The organism is Burkholderiales bacterium (assembly GCA_036262035.1).
Taxonomy (GTDB): Bacteria; Pseudomonadota; Gammaproteobacteria; order Burkholderiales; family SG8-41; genus JAQGMV01.
In genome coordinates, this window is the sequence record DATAJS010000007.1 from 1 (window position 1) to 16,232 (window position 16,232).

Genomic DNA, 16,232 nt, shown 5'->3' on the forward strand with positions numbered 1-16,232 from the left:
GGCATTGAAGCAATACGCGCAGACACTCAAGGGTTCGCCGTTGCTGAAAACTTTAAACGAGCACTTCTTTTCGCACCCGCTCGCTATCGCAGAAGAAGTCGCGGACATGGCCCCGGCAGTTTCGCGAGCAGATTTGGCCGCACTCCGTCCGCCAGACGACCTCGCGGCCGCATGACAATAACGCGTCGTGTCTCACGACCCTCACCGTCGAGGGCGCCGCGACCTGTGACACCCCGGGGGATTCGCAAACGCAGGATCAGCCGTCGTGTGGCACGACTTGTGAACTACCCAGTAATCGCCCCAGTGTCGGAACTGTCGTGTGACACGACAGCTGGAAATCCCCTAGAATCAGGGGCGACGCGGGTGTCTTCCAATGGTAGGAAAGTAGCTTCCCAAGCTAAGAACGTGGGTTCGATTCCCATCACCCGCTCCAAGCGCAGTCGCGTCTCAAGATCTCCCGCCCGCCGCCGTTAACCCCGATACGGGAACCCCATTCCCGTGTCTCGATGAACACGATCTTCAACGGCAAAATCACCCGCGACCGCCTCATCTTCGATTATTCGGGGATCTGGACCCGCCGCTCGGGCGGAATCGACTGGAAAGCGGTGGTGCGTAACGCGGACGTCGTGTGCAGGCCGGGCGGCACGCTCGACGACGTGCTGACCGACGCCGAGATCCGATTGGCAATCCGCGACCTGGTCTTTCTGAACATCGCCGACGCCCTCGGCGAGTAACATGAAATTCGCAGTTTTCTCCCTGCTGCCGAGCGCGATCGGCGTCGCGATCGTCATGAGCGGCTCACCTTCACAGGTCGACTTCGTCCGCGCCGGTGTCTGCTTCGCGCTGGCCTTCGGCATGTGCGTGGCGGGCTCGCACTGGAAGTAAGCCAAGCTGCCGCCGCCTCGCGGCGATCAACGCAACGAATTCTCCGTCGTCCCGAACGACGCTTCGATGCGCGCGAACCTGGCGTCCGCGATGCGTTGAGCTTCGCGTCGCACGGCCAAGCCCAATAACGGCAACGCCGCCAGGCTGATCGCCGTGACGAGGCCGAGCGCGAGCAGGCTTCGGTTTCGCGCCTTTTCCGCCATGGCCGTGCGCTCAGCCAGCAGGCTTTCCTCCTCCCGCCGCATCTCCTGGACGTAGCCGCGATAGGCGGTCGTGAGCGCATACCCGCGGGCGGTGCTCACTTTGCGATTTGCCGCGTCCATCGCCTCGCCGGAATCAGCGGCCGCGATCAGGTTCGAGGACCACCTGAGCACCGCTTTCATGTGCTTGTCCAGCAACTGTACGCGCAGCTGTTGCGCCTCGTTGTCGAGCGTCAGGTTCTGAAGGTTGTACAGCGCATCCTGAGCATCGCGCACCGCCGTGGTGTAGTGATCGAGGAACTGGCGGTCGGCCGTCAGCACGAAGCCGCGCGCCGCGCGCTCCGCGCCGACCACGGCCATCACCGATCGATCGAGCGAGAGGCTGACTTCGAGCGTATGTATGATCCAGCGCTCGGCCCACGTCAGGCGCGTGAAGTTGAGATAGATCGCGGTGGCTGTCGCGACGATCGCTGCGGCCATCGCAAGCAGGATCACGGTCATCCGGCCAAGCTTGAGCGGCTCCGGACAGTCCACATCGGGGACATTCATGGTCGGCGCGCGGTACCGAGTGTGTTTACTTATGACACTGGCAGTGCTCGTGCCCGCCCCCGAAAGATGCCCCCGGGCAGCGTAGCCCTACGCCGCTTCGCCGGCCGCCTTCAGCGCGTCATCCCACAGTCGAGCAGGCATCCGGGCGCCGTCGCGCGCTATGCGAGCGCGATTCGCGCTGCGCCGATCGCCGGGCAGGCGCACGCCGTCGAGCGCCGCGTAGCGCGCGAAGAATGCTTCGCAATGCGCGAGCCACCCTTGCGCATCGCCGAACTTCGCCGGGTCGAGCGCCAGCAGGAAGACGCCGCCGCGCGGCGGCCCGCCGTCCTTGCTGTCCTGCTCGCCCGCTTCGACGCTGAAAGGCTGGCCGATCAGGCCTGCCGCGAGCAGCTCGACCATCAGGGCGATCGACGTACCCTTGTAGCCGCCGAACGGCAGTTGTGCGCCTTTGAGCACCGCGGCGGGATCGGTCGCCGGCTCGCCCGACGCGTCGATGCCGATCCCGGGCGGCAGCGCCCGACCGTCGCGCGCGGCGATCGTGATGTCGCCGCGCGCCATCGCGGCCGAGGCCTGGTCGAAGATCATCGCGCGTCCGTCGGCTCGAGGCCAGCCGAACGCCATCGGATTGGTGCCGAAGAAGGGCTTGCGGCCGCCGTAGGGCGCCACCGCCGGCATGTACGCGGTGAAGCACATCGCCGCGAGGCCCGCTTGCACGAGCGGCTCGATGTCCACCCACAAGGCAGAGAAGTGGTGAACGTCGACGAGCGCCGCTGCCGCGATGCCCTGCTCGGGAGCGAGGGAGCTGAGCGCCTCGCGCGCTCTTTCCATCGCGAGCGGCGCGAAACCGCCGTGGCCGTCGATCCGTACGACCGAAGGCGCGAGCCGTTCGAGCGAAGGGCGCGCACGACCGTCGACCTTGCCGCTCTTCAGCGCCGCGAGATAGCCCGCCAGCCTGAAGAGCCCGTGCGAAGCGCAGCCGTCGCGGTCCGCGGCGGCCATGACCGCGGCGACCGAAGCCGCGTTCTCCGCGTCGCATCCCGCGTTCGCCAGCGCGGCGCGCGCCACGCGCCGGATGTCTTCGATCGAAACGAGCTTCGTTGCGGCCGCGCTCATTCCGGCTTGATGCCGAGCTTCCTGAAAAGCCCTGCCCAGCGCCGCTGCTGCGCGTCGAGATAGGTTGCGTACTCGCGGGCGGTGCTGCCGACGACTTCCGCGCCTTCGCTCTGCAGGCGGTCGCGATACGCCGGCTGCTTCGACACTTCCGCGATCGCTTTCTCCAGCCGCTCGATCGCGCTGCGCGGCGTCTTCGCCGGGACGAGGATGCCGTACACGCCGGTCGTCGCATCGTAACCCGGCACCACCTCGCTCACCGCGGGGACATCGGGCATGGCGGGCGAGCGCTTCGCGCTGGTGACCGCGAGCGGCCGCAGCCTGCCGGTCTTGAGCATCGGGAACGCGGACACGATGTTGGGCGGATAGATGTCGATCTGGCCGCCCATCGTATCGGCCACCGCCTGCGAGGTCGCTTTGTACGGGATCTCGCGGATGTCGAGGCCCGCCATCGACTTGAACAGCTCGAGCGTGAGGAACGCCGAGCTGCCGCGTCCCGACGAGCCGTACTTGAGCTTGCCCGGCTGCGACTTCGCCAGGTCGACCAGCTCCTTGAGCGTCTTGGGGGGCAGACCCGGGTAGATGCAGATCACGTTCGCCGCGAGCACGAGCAGGCTCACCGGCACGAGCTCCTTCGGATCGAACGGCAGGTCGCGATAGAGGAGCGGGCCGGTGACGAGGCTCAGCGTGCCCATGAGCAGCGTGTGTCCGTCCGGCGTCGCGCGCGAGACGAGCTGGTTGGCGAGGCCGCTGTTCGCGCCCGGGCGGTTGTCGACGACCACGTTCTGTCCGAGCGGCTCGGTGAGCTTGTCCGCGAGCAGCCGCGCGGTGATGTCGGTGGTCGTGCCCGGCGTGAAGCCGACGACGATGCGCACCGGGCGCGACGGGGAGGTTTCGGCGGCATGGGCTGCGGCTGCGGAGAGCGCGAGCGCGGCCGCGAGAGCGAGGCGGGCGCTCATCCGACGAACCGCTCGAATGCGTTGACCCAGTTCTCGCCGAGGATGCGGCGCACGTTCTCTTCGGAGTAGCCGCGCGCGAGCAATCCGTTCGTGAGGTTCGGCAGCTTCTCGATCTTCTCCAGGTTCGTCGCGTAATCGAGGTTCAGGAAATCGTCGACCGAGCCGAAGATGTCCGGCCGCAGCGTGCGGTTGCGGACCGACTGCGGCAGGACATGCCCCGCTTTCTTGAAGCCTTCGACGTAGTCCAGCCCCAGCCCCATCGCCTGCATGCCGAATTTTTTGGTGACGTAGTCGACGTGGTCGAGCATGCCTTCGAGCGTGGCGTGCTCCGCCGACACCGTGCGCGGCAGCGCGTTCAGCCCGATGACGCCGCCTTTGCGCACGACCGCGTCGATCACTTCGTCCTTCTTGTTGCGGTCGTTCGGCGTCACGGCGTAGGCGTTCGCGTGGGTGATCACCGGGGCCCGCGCGAGCTGTGCAGTGTCGAGCGAGGTCTGATGTCCCGAGTGCGACACGTCCACCATCATCGGCAGCTCGTCGATCGCGGCGATCACGTCCTTGCCGTAGAACGTGAGACCGCCGTCCTTCAACTCGCCGCAGCCGCAGCCGAGCAGGTTGGCGAAGGTGTAGCACACGCCGAGGATGCGAAAGCCCAGCCGATGCAGCACGCGCACGCGCTGCGCGTCCTTCTCCAGCATGTCCATCGCCTGCGTGATCAGCACCAGCGCGATCTTGCCCTGCTGTTTGGCGCGGCGCAGGTCGGCCGCCGTGGTCGCGAGCGTGAGCAGCGGGTTCTTCTCGATCTTGGTGAGCGCGGTTTCGGTGCGCCTCAACACCTCGTCCCACGACTGCGGCGAAGCGATGCTGAGAAAGCCGGCGCTGACGCCGCCGGCGGCGAGCGCGCTGGTGTACGGCTCGTCGAGCACGTAGAGCGGCGTCAGCCCGTCGAGGACGATCGACGCCTTGTGTATGGCCGGCACTTCCGCTCGGGCTGCTGCTGTCTGCATGTGATTACCCTATGACGATCTGGTTGCGCAGCCACGGCACGAGCTTGCGCATCTCGGGGACGCAGTGCTCGCGCAGCACGGCGCAGGCGAGCTCGGTGACGCGCCGCGGCAGGTCGCCGTACTCGCCCGCGCGCGTGATGAGATGGAGCTGCCGGCTGAAGCCCGCGCCGGGAAACGGCACCGCCTTGACGCCGGTGAGACGCGTGCGCACCTGGAGCAGGCACAGCGGCGTCGCGATGCCCCAGCCGAGTCCCGCCGCCACCATCGCGACGAGCGCGTCGGTGGCGTCGACTTCGAGGAGGTGCGCCGCCCTCACGCCGAGCCGCCGGAGATGGCGCTCGATCTGCGCGCCCACCTGCGAGCGCGCCGAGAACCGGATGAGCGAATAGCGATCGGCGAGCTCGCGCACGCCGAGCTCCGCCGCCGCAGAAGGAATCTTCTCCGGCATGACCAGCAGATAAGGCTCCGAGAGGACCTGAAAGCGCTGGAGCCCGTCGAGCTCGTCCATCGGATCGCTGGTGACGATCACGTCGAGACCGCGATTGAGCAGGCCTTGCGCATGGTCGTGCGCGAGACCCGAACGGAACGACAGGCGCGACGTCGTCTTGAGCAGCGCCTTGATGAGCTCGGGCCCGGCAGTGCTGGCGAACGAATCGACCACGCCGATCTTCAGCTCCGGCAGCTTGGCCGAGCCTGCCTGGCGCACGATGGTCGGCAGCGCTTCGGCGTCCTCGACGATCGGCTGCGCGTGGCGCTGCAATACCTGGCCCGCCGGCGTGAGCGCCAGCGGCCGATGCGAACGATCGATGATCACGGTACCGAGCACGTCTTCGAGCTGGCGTATCGCCTGCGATATCGCGGATTGAGTCAGACCGAGCTTCGCCGCCGCAGCGGTCATGCTCCCCGTCGAGCCGACGGCGAGAAACGCTTTGAGCGATGTAAGGTTGTACTCGATCACCTTTTTCATGCTAGACCATGTCGCGCGAGCGGATCTTGCAAATTAGCAGACCTAATGATGTTCCGTAAACTTGTTAATGCAGACCGTGGATCGTTGACACGCACGCAGCGCGCGGATGACATGCATGCAAAAGGTCTCCGGGGAGAACCGAGATGAGCAAGCGCATGGCGGCGTTAGCGGCTGCGGCGATGTGGGTCGCCGCGCACGCGTACGCACAGTCGTATCCGTCGAAACCCATACGCATCGTCGCGCCGTTCTCGCCGGGCGCGAGCACCGACATCGTCGGACGGCTGCTCGCCGTCAAGCTCGGCGAAAGCTGGGGCCAGCCGGCGGTCGTCGAGAACCGCGCCGGCGCGGGCGGCGTGATCGGCGCGTCGTACGTCGCGAAATCGCCGCCCGACGGCTATACGCTGCTCATGGCCTCGGTCGGCAGCATGGGCACGATCGCGCTGAGAAAGAACGCGCCCTACGATCCGTTGAAGGATTTCGCGCCGATCACGCTCGGCGTGCGCGCCGCGAGCGTGTTCTCGGTGCATCCGTCGCTGCCCGTCACCAGCGTGAAGCAGCTCATCGCGATCGCGCGGGCGCGTCCGGGCCAGCTCAACTATTCGACCTCGGGCGTCGGCTCGCCGAGCCACCTCGCGACCGAGCTGTTCAACACGATGGCGGGCGTGAAGACGGTGCACGTTCCTTACAAGGGGCCGGTCGAAGCGATGACCGATCTGCTCACCGGCCGCGTCGAGATGTCGATCACGAGCGTGGTTTCGACCCTGCCGCTGTATCGCAGCGGGCGGCTCCGCGTGCTCGCCTCGACCGGGCGCACGCGCATGACGGAGCTTCCGGACATCCCGACGATGATCGAATCGGGGCTGCCGGGCTACGAGGTGTACGTGTGGTACGGGGTGATGGCGCCCGCGGGGACGCCGAAGGACATCGTGACCAAGCTCAACCACGAGCTGGTCCGCATTTTCAATTTGCCCGACGTCAAGGCGAAGCTGCTCGCGAACGGCGGCGAGCTCGCGACCGGCACGCCGGAGGAATTCCACGACTTCGTGCGGCGGGACGTCGAACGCTGGACCAAGGTCATACGCGACGCGAAGATCGAGCAGATCTGATGGCGGAAACCATCGCGGAGCGCCTGGCAACGTGGTCGAGCGGCGTGTCGCTCGAGCGACTCCCGGGCGAAGTCGTCGCTTCCGCGAAGCGCTGCATCGTCGACGCGAGCGGCGTCGGCATCGCGGGCGCGAATTACCCGGTGGCCCGCGCAGTCCGCAAGCTCGTGCGCGAAGCCGGCGCCACCGGTGCGGCTTCGCTGTGGGGGACAGACGAGCAGGCGCTGGCGCCCGAGGCGGCCGCGCACTGCAACGCCGTCGCCGCGCACGCCCTCGACTTCGACGACACGTGCTACGACGGCATCGTGCATGGGTCGGCGGCGGTGTGGCCTGCGGTGCTGGCGTGCGGCGAGGCAACCGGTGCGAGCGGCGCCCGCCTGCTCGAAGCGTTCGTCGCAGGCGTCGAGTGCGAGTACGCGCTCGGCCGCGCGTTCGGCGACGAGCTCTATTTCAAGGGATGGTGGACGAGCGGCCTGCTCGGCTCGATCGGCGCGGCCGCGGGCGCGGCGAAAGTCCTGGGGCTGGACGCGGTGCGCACGCGTTCGGCCATCGCGCTTGCCGCGTGCCACGGCGGCGGCGTGCGCGCGGTCATCGGCAGCGATGCGAAACCGTTCATGATCGGGCGCGCCGCAGCAGCGGGCGTGCAGGCGGCGCGCTATGCCGCAGCCGGATTGGAGGCGCCCGCGGACGCGTTCGAGAGCCATCGCGGCTTCATCCCGGTGCTCGCGGACGGGCGCTTCGATCAGAGCCGCCTCGCGCTCGGCGAGCGCTACTCGCTGGTCGAGCCCGGCGTCGCGTTCAAGCTGTTTCCGGCGTGCTCGGCGACGCAGGCGGCCACCGAAGCGGTGCTCGATCTCGCGCGGGACCATCACATCGACGCGGCCGACGTCGAGCGCGTCGACTGCCGCGTGACCAAGCTCGTCTTCATCAGCCTCACTTATGACCGGCCGGCGAGCGTGACCGAAGCGCAGTTCAGCCTGACGTATGCGATCGCCTGTGCGCTGCGCTACCGCGCGTTCGGCGTCGAGCACCTGAGCTCGCCCACGTTCGGCGAGCCCCGGATGCTCGCGACGATGGCCAAAGTGCGGATGACGCAGAGCGAGACGCTCGAAGCGACCGAGGAGGGCCGCCGCCGCAATCCGGAAGGCGCGCACGTCACCATCCATCTGAAGGACGGACGCAGCTTCGAGCGTTACAACGGCGCGGCGACGGGCATGCCGCAGAAGCCGATGCCGGACGCGGCGCTCGATGCCAAATTCCTGGCGTGTGCCGGCGCGTCTCTCGGTTCAGCCACCGCGGAGCGGCTGCTGCGAACGCTGCGCGCGCTCGAGAGCAGCCCCGGCCCGGTCAGCCTCGGCCGCGCATCTTCCGGTACATCGCGGCGTACTTAGCGACCTTGTCGCGATCCAGCGTGACGCCGAGGCCCGGCGCGTCCGGCACCGCGAGCGCGCCCTGGTGAAAGTCGTCGGTCTTTTCAACGACGATGTCGTCCGCGTTCGTGGTGGCGTAGGTCTGGTTGCCGAGCGTGGCGTTCGGGATCGTCGCCATGAGATGCACGTGAGCCATCGCCGAGATCCCGAACTCGGGTCCTGCGTGTCGGCACACCTGGATGTTGGCGAGATCGGCCATCGCCGCCATCTCGCGGAACGCCATGAGACCGCCGACGCGGTGGATGTCAGAGCAGATCACGTCCGCGAGGCGCCGGCGGATCGCGTCGTAGGCGAGCTGATTGGTGTTGACGCCCTGATCGATGCACAGCGGCACGGGGGAGAGCCGCGCGACGCGCTCGAAGCCGTCGAAATCGTCCTCGGTGACCGGCTGCTCGATCCAGTCGAGTCCGATCCTCTCGAGCGCGCGAATCTCCTTCATCGCCTGAGTCGCCGTCCACGCGCCGTTGGCGTCGCCGCGAATCAGCGCGTCCGGCCCGAGCGCTTCGCGCAGGGCGGAAAGATCGGCGAGGTCCCGCGCCGTCCCGAGACCGATCTTGAGATAGAACGCCCGGAAGCCGCGCTGCCTGAACTCGAGCGCGTCGTCGAGCATCGCGCCCTGCTCCTTGCGATGGATCCAGGCGAACATGTCGACGCGGTCGCGCAAAGCGCCGCCGAGGAGCGCGTGCAGCGGGCGCCCCGTGGCTTTGCCGACGATGTCCCACAGCGCGATGTCGATGCCGCCGAGGGCGTTGTTCGCGATGTTGCGGAACGCTTTCCAGGTGAGCGCGGTGAGACCCGCCTTGGACTGCGAGTTGAGCGCGCGTTCCTGGAACGCGTTGATCGCGAACGGATCCTGGCCGACGAGGCCCTCGCGAAACTCTTCCACGACGAGCTGGTTGATCTCGGGCAGCGGGATGCCCGGCGCTTCGCCGAGCCCGGTGATGCCTTCGTCGGTATCGACTTCGATGAGCAGCGTCGATTTGGCCGAATAGGCGCCGGTCCAGGTGACATGAGCCTCCCTGAACGGCACCGCCAGCGGCGTCGCGCGTACATCGGTGATCTTCATCGCGTCTCCTCGGATGCAATGCGAGTCTACCGAGGCGCGTGCGCCCTGCGTGACACCATTAGGACGCCTAATGCCGTTGCGCAGGCTGCTTAATAGAGCCGCGGGCGCCATTGACGGCGCCCCCCGTAAGTTGATCTGATACCCACGCCTTGAAATATTCGATATTCAGCCTCGCGCGCAACGCGCTCACCTACCACGAGAACTGGACGCAGGCGTGGCGCAGTCCGCCGCCCAGGCGTGAGTACGACGTAGTCATCATCGGCGGCGGCGGACACGGTCTCGCCGCGGCGTACTACCTCGCGCGCAACCACGGCATCACCAACGTCGCGGTGCTCGAGAAGGGCTACCTCGGGGGCGGCAACACCGGGCGCAACACCACGATCGTCCGCTCCAACTACTACCTCGAGCCCAACGCCCACTTCTACGAGCACTCGCTCAAGCTGTGGGAAGGCCTGTCGGCCGATCTCAACTACAACGTGATGTTCAGCCAGCGCGGGGTGCTCAACCTCGCGCACAGCTACGCCGACCTCGACACCTACTCGCGCCGTGGCAACGCGATGCGCCTGAACGGCATCGACGCCGAGCTCCTGCTGCGCGACGACGTCGAGCGCATGGTGCCGCTGCTCGACTGCTCGCCGAACGCGCGCTATCCCGTAATGGGCGGGCTGCTGCAGCGGCGCGGCGGGACGGCGCGCCACGATGCCGTGGCGTGGGGCTATGCGCGCGGCGCCGACATGCGCGGCGTCGATCTCATCCAGCAGTGCGAGGTCACCGGATTCACCCGCAACGGCAGCCGTATCGACGAGATCCACACCACGCGCGGCACGATCAGGGCGAAGAAGATCGGGCTCGCGGTCGCCGGGCACTCGGGTCACGTCGCCGCGATGGCGGGCTTTCGCCTGCCGATCGAGACGCACGTCTTGCAGGCGCTCGTGTCCGAGCCGGTCAAGCCCGTCCTCGACACCGTCGTCACGTCGGGCGCGGTGCACTTCTACGTCAGCCAGTCGGACAAGGGCGAGCTCGTGCTCGGCGGCGACCTCGACATGTACAACTCGTACGGCCAGCGCAGCAACCTGCCGCCGGTCGAGCACGCGGTGCAGTCGCTGATCGCGCTGTTCCCGTGCTTCAGCCGGCTGCGCATGCTGCGCACTTGGGGCGGCGTGATGGACATGAGCATGGACGGCAGCCCGATCATCGGCAAGACGCCGATCGACAACCTCTACGTCGACTGCGGGTGGTGCTACGGGGGCTTCAAGGCGACGCCGGCGTCGGGCTGGTGCTTCGCGCACACCCTCGCGACCGGCGAGCCGCACGCGCTCAACGCCGCGTTCACGCTCGATCGCTACGGCCTGGGCCGCACGATCGACGAGAAGGGCGGCGGACCGTACCCGTGGGTGCACTGACATGATGCTGCTCACCTGCCCGCACTGCGGGCCTCGCGACGTCACCGAGTTCACCTATGGCGGCGACGCGAACGCACGCCAGCCGGCCGACGGCGCCTCGCTCGAAGAGTGGAACGCGTACGTATTCCTGCGCGACAACCCGCGCGGCCCTCACGACGAACTGTGGCAGCACACCGCCGGCTGCCGCCGCTGGATACGCGTGCAACGCAACACGCTCACTCACGCAGTGCTGGGCTCGGCGCCCGCGAGCGGGGGACGCGCGTGAAGAACCAGCCCTACAGGCTCGCCACCGGCGGGATCGTCGACCGGCACAGGCCGCTGCGCTTCAGCTTCGACGGCGTCACGCTCGAAGGCTGCGCCGGCGACACGCTCGCTTCCGCGCTGCTCGCGAACGGCGTGCGCCTCGTCGGCCGCAGCTTCAAGTACCACCGGCCGCGCGGCATCTTCGGCGCCGGCGCGGAGGAGCCCAACGCGATGGTGCAGGTCGGGCGCGGCGCGCGCACCGAGCCGAACCTGCGCGCGACCCAGGTGGAGCTGCACGAAGGTCTGGTCGCCGCGAGCCAGAACCGCTGGCCGTCGCTTGCGTTCGACCTGCAGAGCCTGAACGACGTCTTCTCGCGCTTCCTGCCCGCGGGGTTCTATTACAAGACGTTCATGTGGCCGCAGTCGTGGTGGCTCAAGTACGAGCACTGGATCCGCAAGGCGGCCGGCATGGGCGTATCGCCGCGCGATCCCGATCCCGACAGCTACGCGCATCGCCACGCGCATTGCGACGTGCTGGTCGCCGGAGGCGGCCCGGCGGGATTGGCGGCGGCGCTCGCGGCCGCGCGCTCCGGCGCCCGGGTCATCGTCGCCAACGACGATTTCGAGTGGGGCGGGGCGCTGCTCGGCGAATCGTGCGAGATCGACGGCGGCCCGGCGCTCGAATGGGCGCGCAGCGCCGTCGCCGAGCTCGCGGTGTGTCGCGACGTGACGCTGCTTTCGCGCTCGACCGTCTTCGGCTACTTCGATCACAACCTGCTCGGCATCGCGCAGTCGGTCCACCCGGGCGCCGAGCACGCGCCGCGGCAGCGCCTGTGGAAAGTGCGTGCGAAAGAGGTCGTGCTCGCGACCGGGGCGATCGAACGGCCGCTCGTCTTCGCCGACAACGACAAGCCTGGGGTGATGCTCGCGTCGGCGGCGAGCATCTACGTCAACCGCTACGCCGTCGCGCCGGGAAGCCGCGCGGTGGTGTTCACCAACAACGATTCGGGTTATCGCGCCGCGCTCGATCTGCAGCGCGCCGGTGTACGGGTCGCCGCCGTCGTCGATCCCCGCACCGAGCTTGGCGCCGTGCGCGACCGCGTCGCGCGCGCGGGGATCGAGGTGATCTCCGGCGCCGCGGTGATACGCGCGACCGGCGGGAAGCACGTCGACGGCGTGACGGTCGGACGGCTGGTGAACGGCACCGCCGCGCGCGAGCGCGAGATCGCGTGCGACCTCGTCTGCGTCTCCGGCGGCTGGAGTCCCGCGGTGCATCTCTTTTCGCAGTCGAAAGGCCGGCTGCGCTACGACGAGCGTCTCACCGCGTTCGTGCCGGACGCATCGGCGCAGGCCGAACGCTCGGCCGGCGCGGCGCGCGGCGAGCTCGCGCTGGGCCGCTGCCTCGAAGACGGCGCGCGCGCCGGCGCCGCCGCGGCGGAAGCTGCGGGCTGCGCACGCGTGAGCGTCAGCGTTCCTGCCGTTGCGGACGAAGCGCAAGCGCCGCTGATGCCGTTGTGGGACGTCGTCGGCAGCGACACCGAGAAGGCGAAGCGCTTCGTCGACTTTCAGAACGACGTCACCGCACGCGACGTGGCGCTCGCGGTGCGCGAGGGCTACCACTCGGTCGAGCATCTGAAGCGCTACACCACGCTCGGCATGGGCACCGACCAGGGCAAGACCTCGAACGTGAACGGTCTCGCCATACTCGCGGCCCTCATCGACGCGCAGATCCCGGACGTGGGCGCCACGACGTTTCGTCCGCCGTACACGCCGGTCACGCTGGGCGCGATCGCCGGACCCGAGATCGGCCCGCACTTCGATCCGGTACGGTTGTCGCCGATCCACGCGCGTCACGAAGCGGCGGGCGCGGTGTTCGTCAATGCGGGCTTGTGGCGCCGGCCGATGCTGTATCCGCGCGGCAGCGAGTCGATGCTGGAGACGACGAATCGCGAAGTGCTGGCGGTGCGCAACCGCGTGGGCATCGTCGACGTCTCGACGCTCGGCAAGATCGACGTGCAGGGCCGCGACGCCGCGGCGTTTCTCGAGCGCGTCTACGTCAACCGCTGGCGCAATCTCACCGTGGGCAAGGCGCGTTACGGGCTGATGCTGCGCGAGGACGGTTTCATCTACGACGACGGCACGACCACGCGCATCGGCGAAGAGCGCTTTCACATGACGACGACGACCGCCAACGCGGGACGCGTCATGTCGAATCTCGAGTACTACCTCCAGGTGCAGTGGCCGGAGCTCGATGTGAGGCTCACGTCGGTGTCGGACCACTGGGCCGCGGTCGCGCTGGCGGGGCCGAAGTCGCGCGACGTGCTGGCGGCGCTCGCGTCGGGCGACGTGAGCAACGCGGCGCTCCCGTACATGGGTTATCTCGAGACCGAGATCGCGGGCATACCCGCGCGCGTGTTCCGCATCAGCTTCTCCGGCGAGCTCGCGTACGAGATCAACGTGCCCGCGGATTTCGGCGCGGCGGTGTGGGATGCGCTGATCGACGCAGGCAAGGCTCACGATCTGACCGTGTACGGCACCGAAGCGATGGGCGTGCTGCGCATCGAGAAGGGCCACATCGCCGGCATGGAGATCGACGGGCGCACGACGCCCGACGACGTGGGCCTGGGCGGCATGGTCACGGCGGACAAGACGTGTATCGGCAAGCCGCTGCTCGCGCGTCCGGCGCTGCGCGCCGAGGACCGCAAACAGCTCGTCGGATTCGTCCCGGTCGACGGCAGGACGCCGATCCCGCGGGGCTCGCAGATCGTCGCCGATCCGTCGCACGCGGCGCCGGTGCCGATCGACGGTCACGTCACGTCGACGTGCTTCAGCGCGACGCTCGGCAAGCCGATCGCGCTGGGGCTGGTCAAGCGCGGGCGCGCGCGCTACGGCGAGAAGCTCCACGCCGTTTCGCCGGTCACGAACCAGCGCGTCGAAGTCGAGGTGACGCACCACGTCTTCCACGATCCCAAGGGAGAGCGCCTGCGTGGCTGAGCGGATTTACGCGTTCGAGCCTTATGCGGCTCGCGCGAGCGGCAATGCTGCGGGCGCCGGCATCACCATCGCGCCGCGACGCCCGGTTGCGATGCTGAACGTGCGCGGACCGGCGGATGCGGTCGCCGCGGAGCTGCAAGCGCGCTGCGGCCTCCAGCTCTCGCCGGAGCCCAACACCGCCGTCGGTTCTTCGACGCGCGTTCTGTGGCTCGGCCCCGATGAGTGGCTCGTCGTCGAAAATGTGACTCCGACCCGGATTCCCAGAAATCCGGGTCAGAGTCACATTACGGCGACCGATGTAAGCCACGGCCGCGCGGCGCTGCGGCTGCGCGGGGCGCACGTCCGCGATGCGCTCGTCAAAGGCTGCGCGCTCGACCTCGATCCGCGGGTCTTTCCCGCAGGCCGCTGTGCGCAGACGGCGATCGGTCGCATCTCTGTCATACTCGACCACGTCGAGCCCGACGTGATCGACGTCTATTGTTCGCGCAGCTACGCCGGTTCGTTCTGGCACTGGATCGCGCACGCGAGCGCGGAATATCGCTACACCATCGCGCCGCCTGAGTAAGGAGCCTCGCATGGAACGCAAGCCCACACCACCGCGCCCGAGCTGGCGCCCGACCGTCATCGGCAAACGCTACGCGGTCGCGTGCGGCCACTATCTCGCCGCGGCGGCTGCGGTCCGTATCCTCGAGCGCGGAGGCAATGCGGTCGACGCCGGTGTCGCCGCGGCGATGGCGCTCGCCATCGTGCAGCCGGACATCGTGAGCTTCTCGGGCGTCGCGCCGACGCTCGTCTATCGCCGCAAGGAGCGCAAGGTGCAGGCGATCAACGGTCTGGGCTATTGGCCGGCGGGCGTGGACGTCGAGCGCCTGCGCCGTGAAGGACAGGGCGCGATCCCCGAAGGCCTGCTGCGCACCGTGATGCCGGCCGCGCCTGCCACGCACATTCTCGCGTTGTCGCGCTTCGGTACGATCTCGTTCGAAGAAGCCGCCACACCCGCGTACGAGCTCGCGCGCGACGGCTTCGCGGCGTATCCGGTGTTCGTGCGTCACTTCGAGAAGTATCGCGAGAAATACGCCCGCTGGCCGTCGAGCGCGGCGCTGTACCTGCCCGGCGGCGAGCCCGCGCGCGTGGGCCAGATCTTCAAGCAGGAGAAGCTCGCCGAATCGATCGCGGGCATGATGGAAGCGGAGCGCCGCTCGACCGGCGATCGACTCGCCAAGCTCCGCGCCGCGCACGACTACTACTACAAGGGTCCGATCGCCGACGCGATCGCGGGCTTCCACGCCGAGAACGGCGGCTTCGTCACCAAGGCCGACCTCGCCGGATTCGAAGCGCAGCTCGAGCCCAGTATCCGTTGCAGCTACAAGGGCTATGAAGTCCACAGCTGCGATACGTGGTGCCAGGGCATCTCGCTGCTGGAAGCGATGAAGATCCTCGAGGGCGTCGATCTCGCGGCGATGGGACACAACTCGCCCGAGTACATCCATCACGTCGCCGAAGCGCTCAATCTCGCGTTCGCCGACCGCGAGGGTTACTGCGGCGATCCGCGCTTCGTGGAAGTGCCGGTCGCCGGGCTCCTGTCTGACGAATACGCCAGGGCGCAGCGCGCGCGCATACGCAGCGACCGCGCGTTCGGCACGATGCCGCAGCCGGGCAAACCGCCGGGCGCCACGCACGATCCTTACCTCTCCGATCTCTCGCGCTACGCCAAGCTCGAGCCGGGCGCCGCGCTCGACACGATCTATTGCTGTGTCGTCGACGGCGACGGCAACTGCTATTCGGCGACGCTGTCGGACAACGCCCGCGATACGGTGGTGATCCCGGGGCTGGGCGGCACCGTTTCCTCGCGCGGCGCGCAAGGGCGGCTCGAGCCCGGACACCCCGCGGAGATCAAGCCCGGCAAGCGCCCGCGCCTCACGCCTTCGCCCGCGCTGGCGGTGCGCGACGGCGAGCTCTACATGGGCTTCGGCACGCCCGGCGGCGACGTACAGATGCAGGCGATGCTGCAGGTGTTCCTCAACGTGAACACCTTCGGCATGGCGGTGCAGGAAGCGATCGAGCAGCCGCGCTTCGGCACCTTCACGTTCCCGAACTCGTTCTCGCCGTTCTCCATCGGCAACTTCAACATGGAGAGCCGTTTCCCGCAGGCGACGATGGACGCGATCGCCGCGCTGGGGCATCCGGTGGAACGCTGGGCGGACCTGGCGCCTGCCGCGGGAGCAGTGTGCGCGGTGATGAAAGACCCGGCGACGGGCTGGCTGCATGCCGGCGCCGACCCGCGGCGCGAAGCTTATGCGATCGCCTGGTAGCGCC

General features: G+C 68.2%; 15 protein-coding genes and 1 tRNA gene. 10 read left to right on the forward strand and 6 right to left on the reverse strand.

Translation table 11 applies throughout. The features are described 5' to 3' along the window. The first annotated feature begins 359 nt into the window (after positions 1-359). The 3 genes from VHP37_04955 to VHP37_04965 all read left to right on the forward strand — a co-directional run bounded on the left by VHP37_04955 (position 360) and on the right by VHP37_04965 (position 885). Positions 360-433: transfer RNA gene (locus VHP37_04955), tRNA-Gly, on the forward strand. A gap of 73 nt (positions 434-506) precedes the next feature. Beyond that, positions 507-734, forward strand: coding sequence for a hypothetical protein (locus VHP37_04960; GenBank protein ID HEX2825673.1), 228 nt, complete (start codon positions 507-509; stop codon positions 732-734). A gap of 1 nt (position 735) precedes the next feature. Beyond that, positions 736-885 (forward strand): hypothetical protein, encoded by a 150-nt coding sequence (locus VHP37_04965; GenBank protein HEX2825674.1) that lies wholly within the window; start codon positions 736-738, stop codon positions 883-885. 26 nt (positions 886-911) lie between these two features. On the opposite strand, the gene VHP37_04970 is transcribed toward VHP37_04965, so the two are convergent. From VHP37_04970 to VHP37_04990, 5 genes are all read right to left on the reverse strand, one after another. Next, a complete protein-coding gene (locus VHP37_04970; protein HEX2825675.1) occupies positions 912-1,634 on the reverse strand; it encodes a CHASE3 domain-containing protein in 723 nt (240 codons plus the stop codon). An 87-nt stretch (positions 1,635-1,721) separates the two neighbouring features. Further along, the gene (locus VHP37_04975) at positions 1,722-2,747 is read right to left on the reverse strand and encodes an Ldh family oxidoreductase (protein ID HEX2825676.1); all 1,026 of its coding nucleotides are present in this window, start codon (positions 2,745-2,747) and stop codon (positions 1,722-1,724) included. Next, positions 2,744-3,703 carry a tripartite tricarboxylate transporter substrate binding protein gene (locus VHP37_04980; GenBank protein ID HEX2825677.1) on the reverse strand — a complete coding sequence of 320 codons (960 nt, stop codon included), beginning with the start codon at positions 3,701-3,703 and terminating at the stop codon, positions 2,744-2,746. The genes VHP37_04975 and VHP37_04980 overlap by 4 nt, the downstream gene beginning before the upstream one ends. Next, positions 3,700-4,710, reverse strand: coding sequence for a membrane dipeptidase (locus VHP37_04985; protein HEX2825678.1), 1,011 nt, complete (start codon positions 4,708-4,710; stop codon positions 3,700-3,702). Before VHP37_04985 ends, VHP37_04980 begins: the two co-directional genes overlap by 4 nt. A gap of 4 nt (positions 4,711-4,714) precedes the next feature. Then, entirely contained in the window at positions 4,715-5,677 is a 963-nt protein-coding gene (locus VHP37_04990; GenBank protein ID HEX2825679.1) for a LysR family transcriptional regulator, read from the reverse strand. A gap of 143 nt (positions 5,678-5,820) precedes the next feature. Here VHP37_04990 and VHP37_04995 point away from each other — a divergent pair, with 143 nt between their 5' ends. Together VHP37_04995 and VHP37_05000 are read left to right on the forward strand one after the other, a co-directional pair. Beyond that, positions 5,821-6,783 carry a tripartite tricarboxylate transporter substrate binding protein gene (locus VHP37_04995; GenBank protein ID HEX2825680.1) on the forward strand — a complete coding sequence of 321 codons (963 nt, stop codon included), beginning with the start codon at positions 5,821-5,823 and terminating at the stop codon, positions 6,781-6,783. Continuing rightward, positions 6,783-8,171 (forward strand): MmgE/PrpD family protein, encoded by a 1,389-nt coding sequence (locus VHP37_05000; protein ID HEX2825681.1) that lies wholly within the window; start codon positions 6,783-6,785, stop codon positions 8,169-8,171. The genes VHP37_04995 and VHP37_05000 overlap by 1 nt, the downstream gene beginning before the upstream one ends. On the opposite strand, the gene VHP37_05005 is transcribed toward VHP37_05000, so the two are convergent. Further along, a complete protein-coding gene (locus tag VHP37_05005; GenBank protein ID HEX2825682.1) occupies positions 8,128-9,276 on the reverse strand; it encodes a mandelate racemase/muconate lactonizing enzyme family protein in 1,149 nt (382 codons plus the stop codon). The genes VHP37_05000 and VHP37_05005 overlap by 44 nt on opposite strands. A gap of 149 nt (positions 9,277-9,425) precedes the next feature. Between VHP37_05005 and VHP37_05010 the strand changes: the two genes are divergently transcribed. Genes VHP37_05010 through VHP37_05030 form a run of 5 tightly spaced genes read left to right on the forward strand, consistent with a single transcriptional unit; the run spans position 9,426 to position 16,228 of the window. Then, positions 9,426-10,679 carry a sarcosine oxidase subunit beta family protein gene (locus VHP37_05010; protein HEX2825683.1) on the forward strand — a complete coding sequence of 418 codons (1,254 nt, stop codon included), beginning with the start codon at positions 9,426-9,428 and terminating at the stop codon, positions 10,677-10,679. Between the two features lies 1 nt (position 10,680). Next, positions 10,681-10,944 carry a sarcosine oxidase subunit delta gene (locus VHP37_05015; GenBank protein ID HEX2825684.1) on the forward strand — a complete coding sequence of 88 codons (264 nt, stop codon included), beginning with the start codon at positions 10,681-10,683 and terminating at the stop codon, positions 10,942-10,944. After that, positions 10,941-13,916 carry a sarcosine oxidase subunit alpha family protein gene (locus VHP37_05020; protein HEX2825685.1) on the forward strand — a complete coding sequence of 992 codons (2,976 nt, stop codon included), beginning with the start codon at positions 10,941-10,943 and terminating at the stop codon, positions 13,914-13,916. The genes VHP37_05015 and VHP37_05020 overlap by 4 nt, the downstream gene beginning before the upstream one ends. Then, positions 13,909-14,481 carry a sarcosine oxidase subunit gamma family protein gene (locus VHP37_05025; GenBank protein HEX2825686.1) on the forward strand — a complete coding sequence of 191 codons (573 nt, stop codon included), beginning with the start codon at positions 13,909-13,911 and terminating at the stop codon, positions 14,479-14,481. The genes VHP37_05020 and VHP37_05025 overlap by 8 nt, the downstream gene beginning before the upstream one ends. 10 nt (positions 14,482-14,491) lie before the next feature. Further along, positions 14,492-16,228 (forward strand): gamma-glutamyltransferase, encoded by a 1,737-nt coding sequence (locus VHP37_05030; protein ID HEX2825687.1) that lies wholly within the window; start codon positions 14,492-14,494, stop codon positions 16,226-16,228. The last annotated feature ends 4 nt before the right edge of the window (positions 16,229-16,232 follow it).

Bases quoted from the DNA above. Each gene is read 5' to 3' on its own strand.
- VHP37_04970 (HEX2825675.1), bottom strand. From the start codon at position 1,634: ATGAATGTCCCCGATGTGGACTGTCCGGAGCCGCTCAAGCTTGGCCGG.
- VHP37_04960 (HEX2825673.1), top strand. From the start codon at position 507: ATGAACACGATCTTCAACGGCAAAATCACCCGCGACCGCCTCATCTTC.
- VHP37_05030 (HEX2825687.1), top strand. From the start codon at position 14,492: ATGGAACGCAAGCCCACACCACCGCGCCCGAGCTGGCGCCCGACCGTC.
- VHP37_05015 (HEX2825684.1), top strand. From the start codon at position 10,681: ATGATGCTGCTCACCTGCCCGCACTGCGGGCCTCGCGACGTCACCGAG.
- VHP37_04980 (HEX2825677.1), bottom strand. From the start codon at position 3,703: ATGAGCGCCCGCCTCGCTCTCGCGGCCGCGCTCGCGCTCTCCGCAGCC.
- VHP37_04995 (HEX2825680.1), top strand. From the start codon at position 5,821: ATGAGCAAGCGCATGGCGGCGTTAGCGGCTGCGGCGATGTGGGTCGCC.
- VHP37_05005 (HEX2825682.1), bottom strand. From the start codon at position 9,276: ATGAAGATCACCGATGTACGCGCGACGCCGCTGGCGGTGCCGTTCAGG.
- VHP37_04985 (HEX2825678.1), bottom strand. From the start codon at position 4,710: ATGCAGACAGCAGCAGCCCGAGCGGAAGTGCCGGCCATACACAAGGCG.
- VHP37_04975 (HEX2825676.1), bottom strand. From the start codon at position 2,747: ATGAGCGCGGCCGCAACGAAGCTCGTTTCGATCGAAGACATCCGGCGC.
- VHP37_04965 (HEX2825674.1), top strand. From the start codon at position 736: ATGAAATTCGCAGTTTTCTCCCTGCTGCCGAGCGCGATCGGCGTCGCG.
- VHP37_05000 (HEX2825681.1), top strand. From the start codon at position 6,783: ATGGCGGAAACCATCGCGGAGCGCCTGGCAACGTGGTCGAGCGGCGTG.
- VHP37_04990 (HEX2825679.1), bottom strand. From the start codon at position 5,677: ATGAAAAAGGTGATCGAGTACAACCTTACATCGCTCAAAGCGTTTCTC.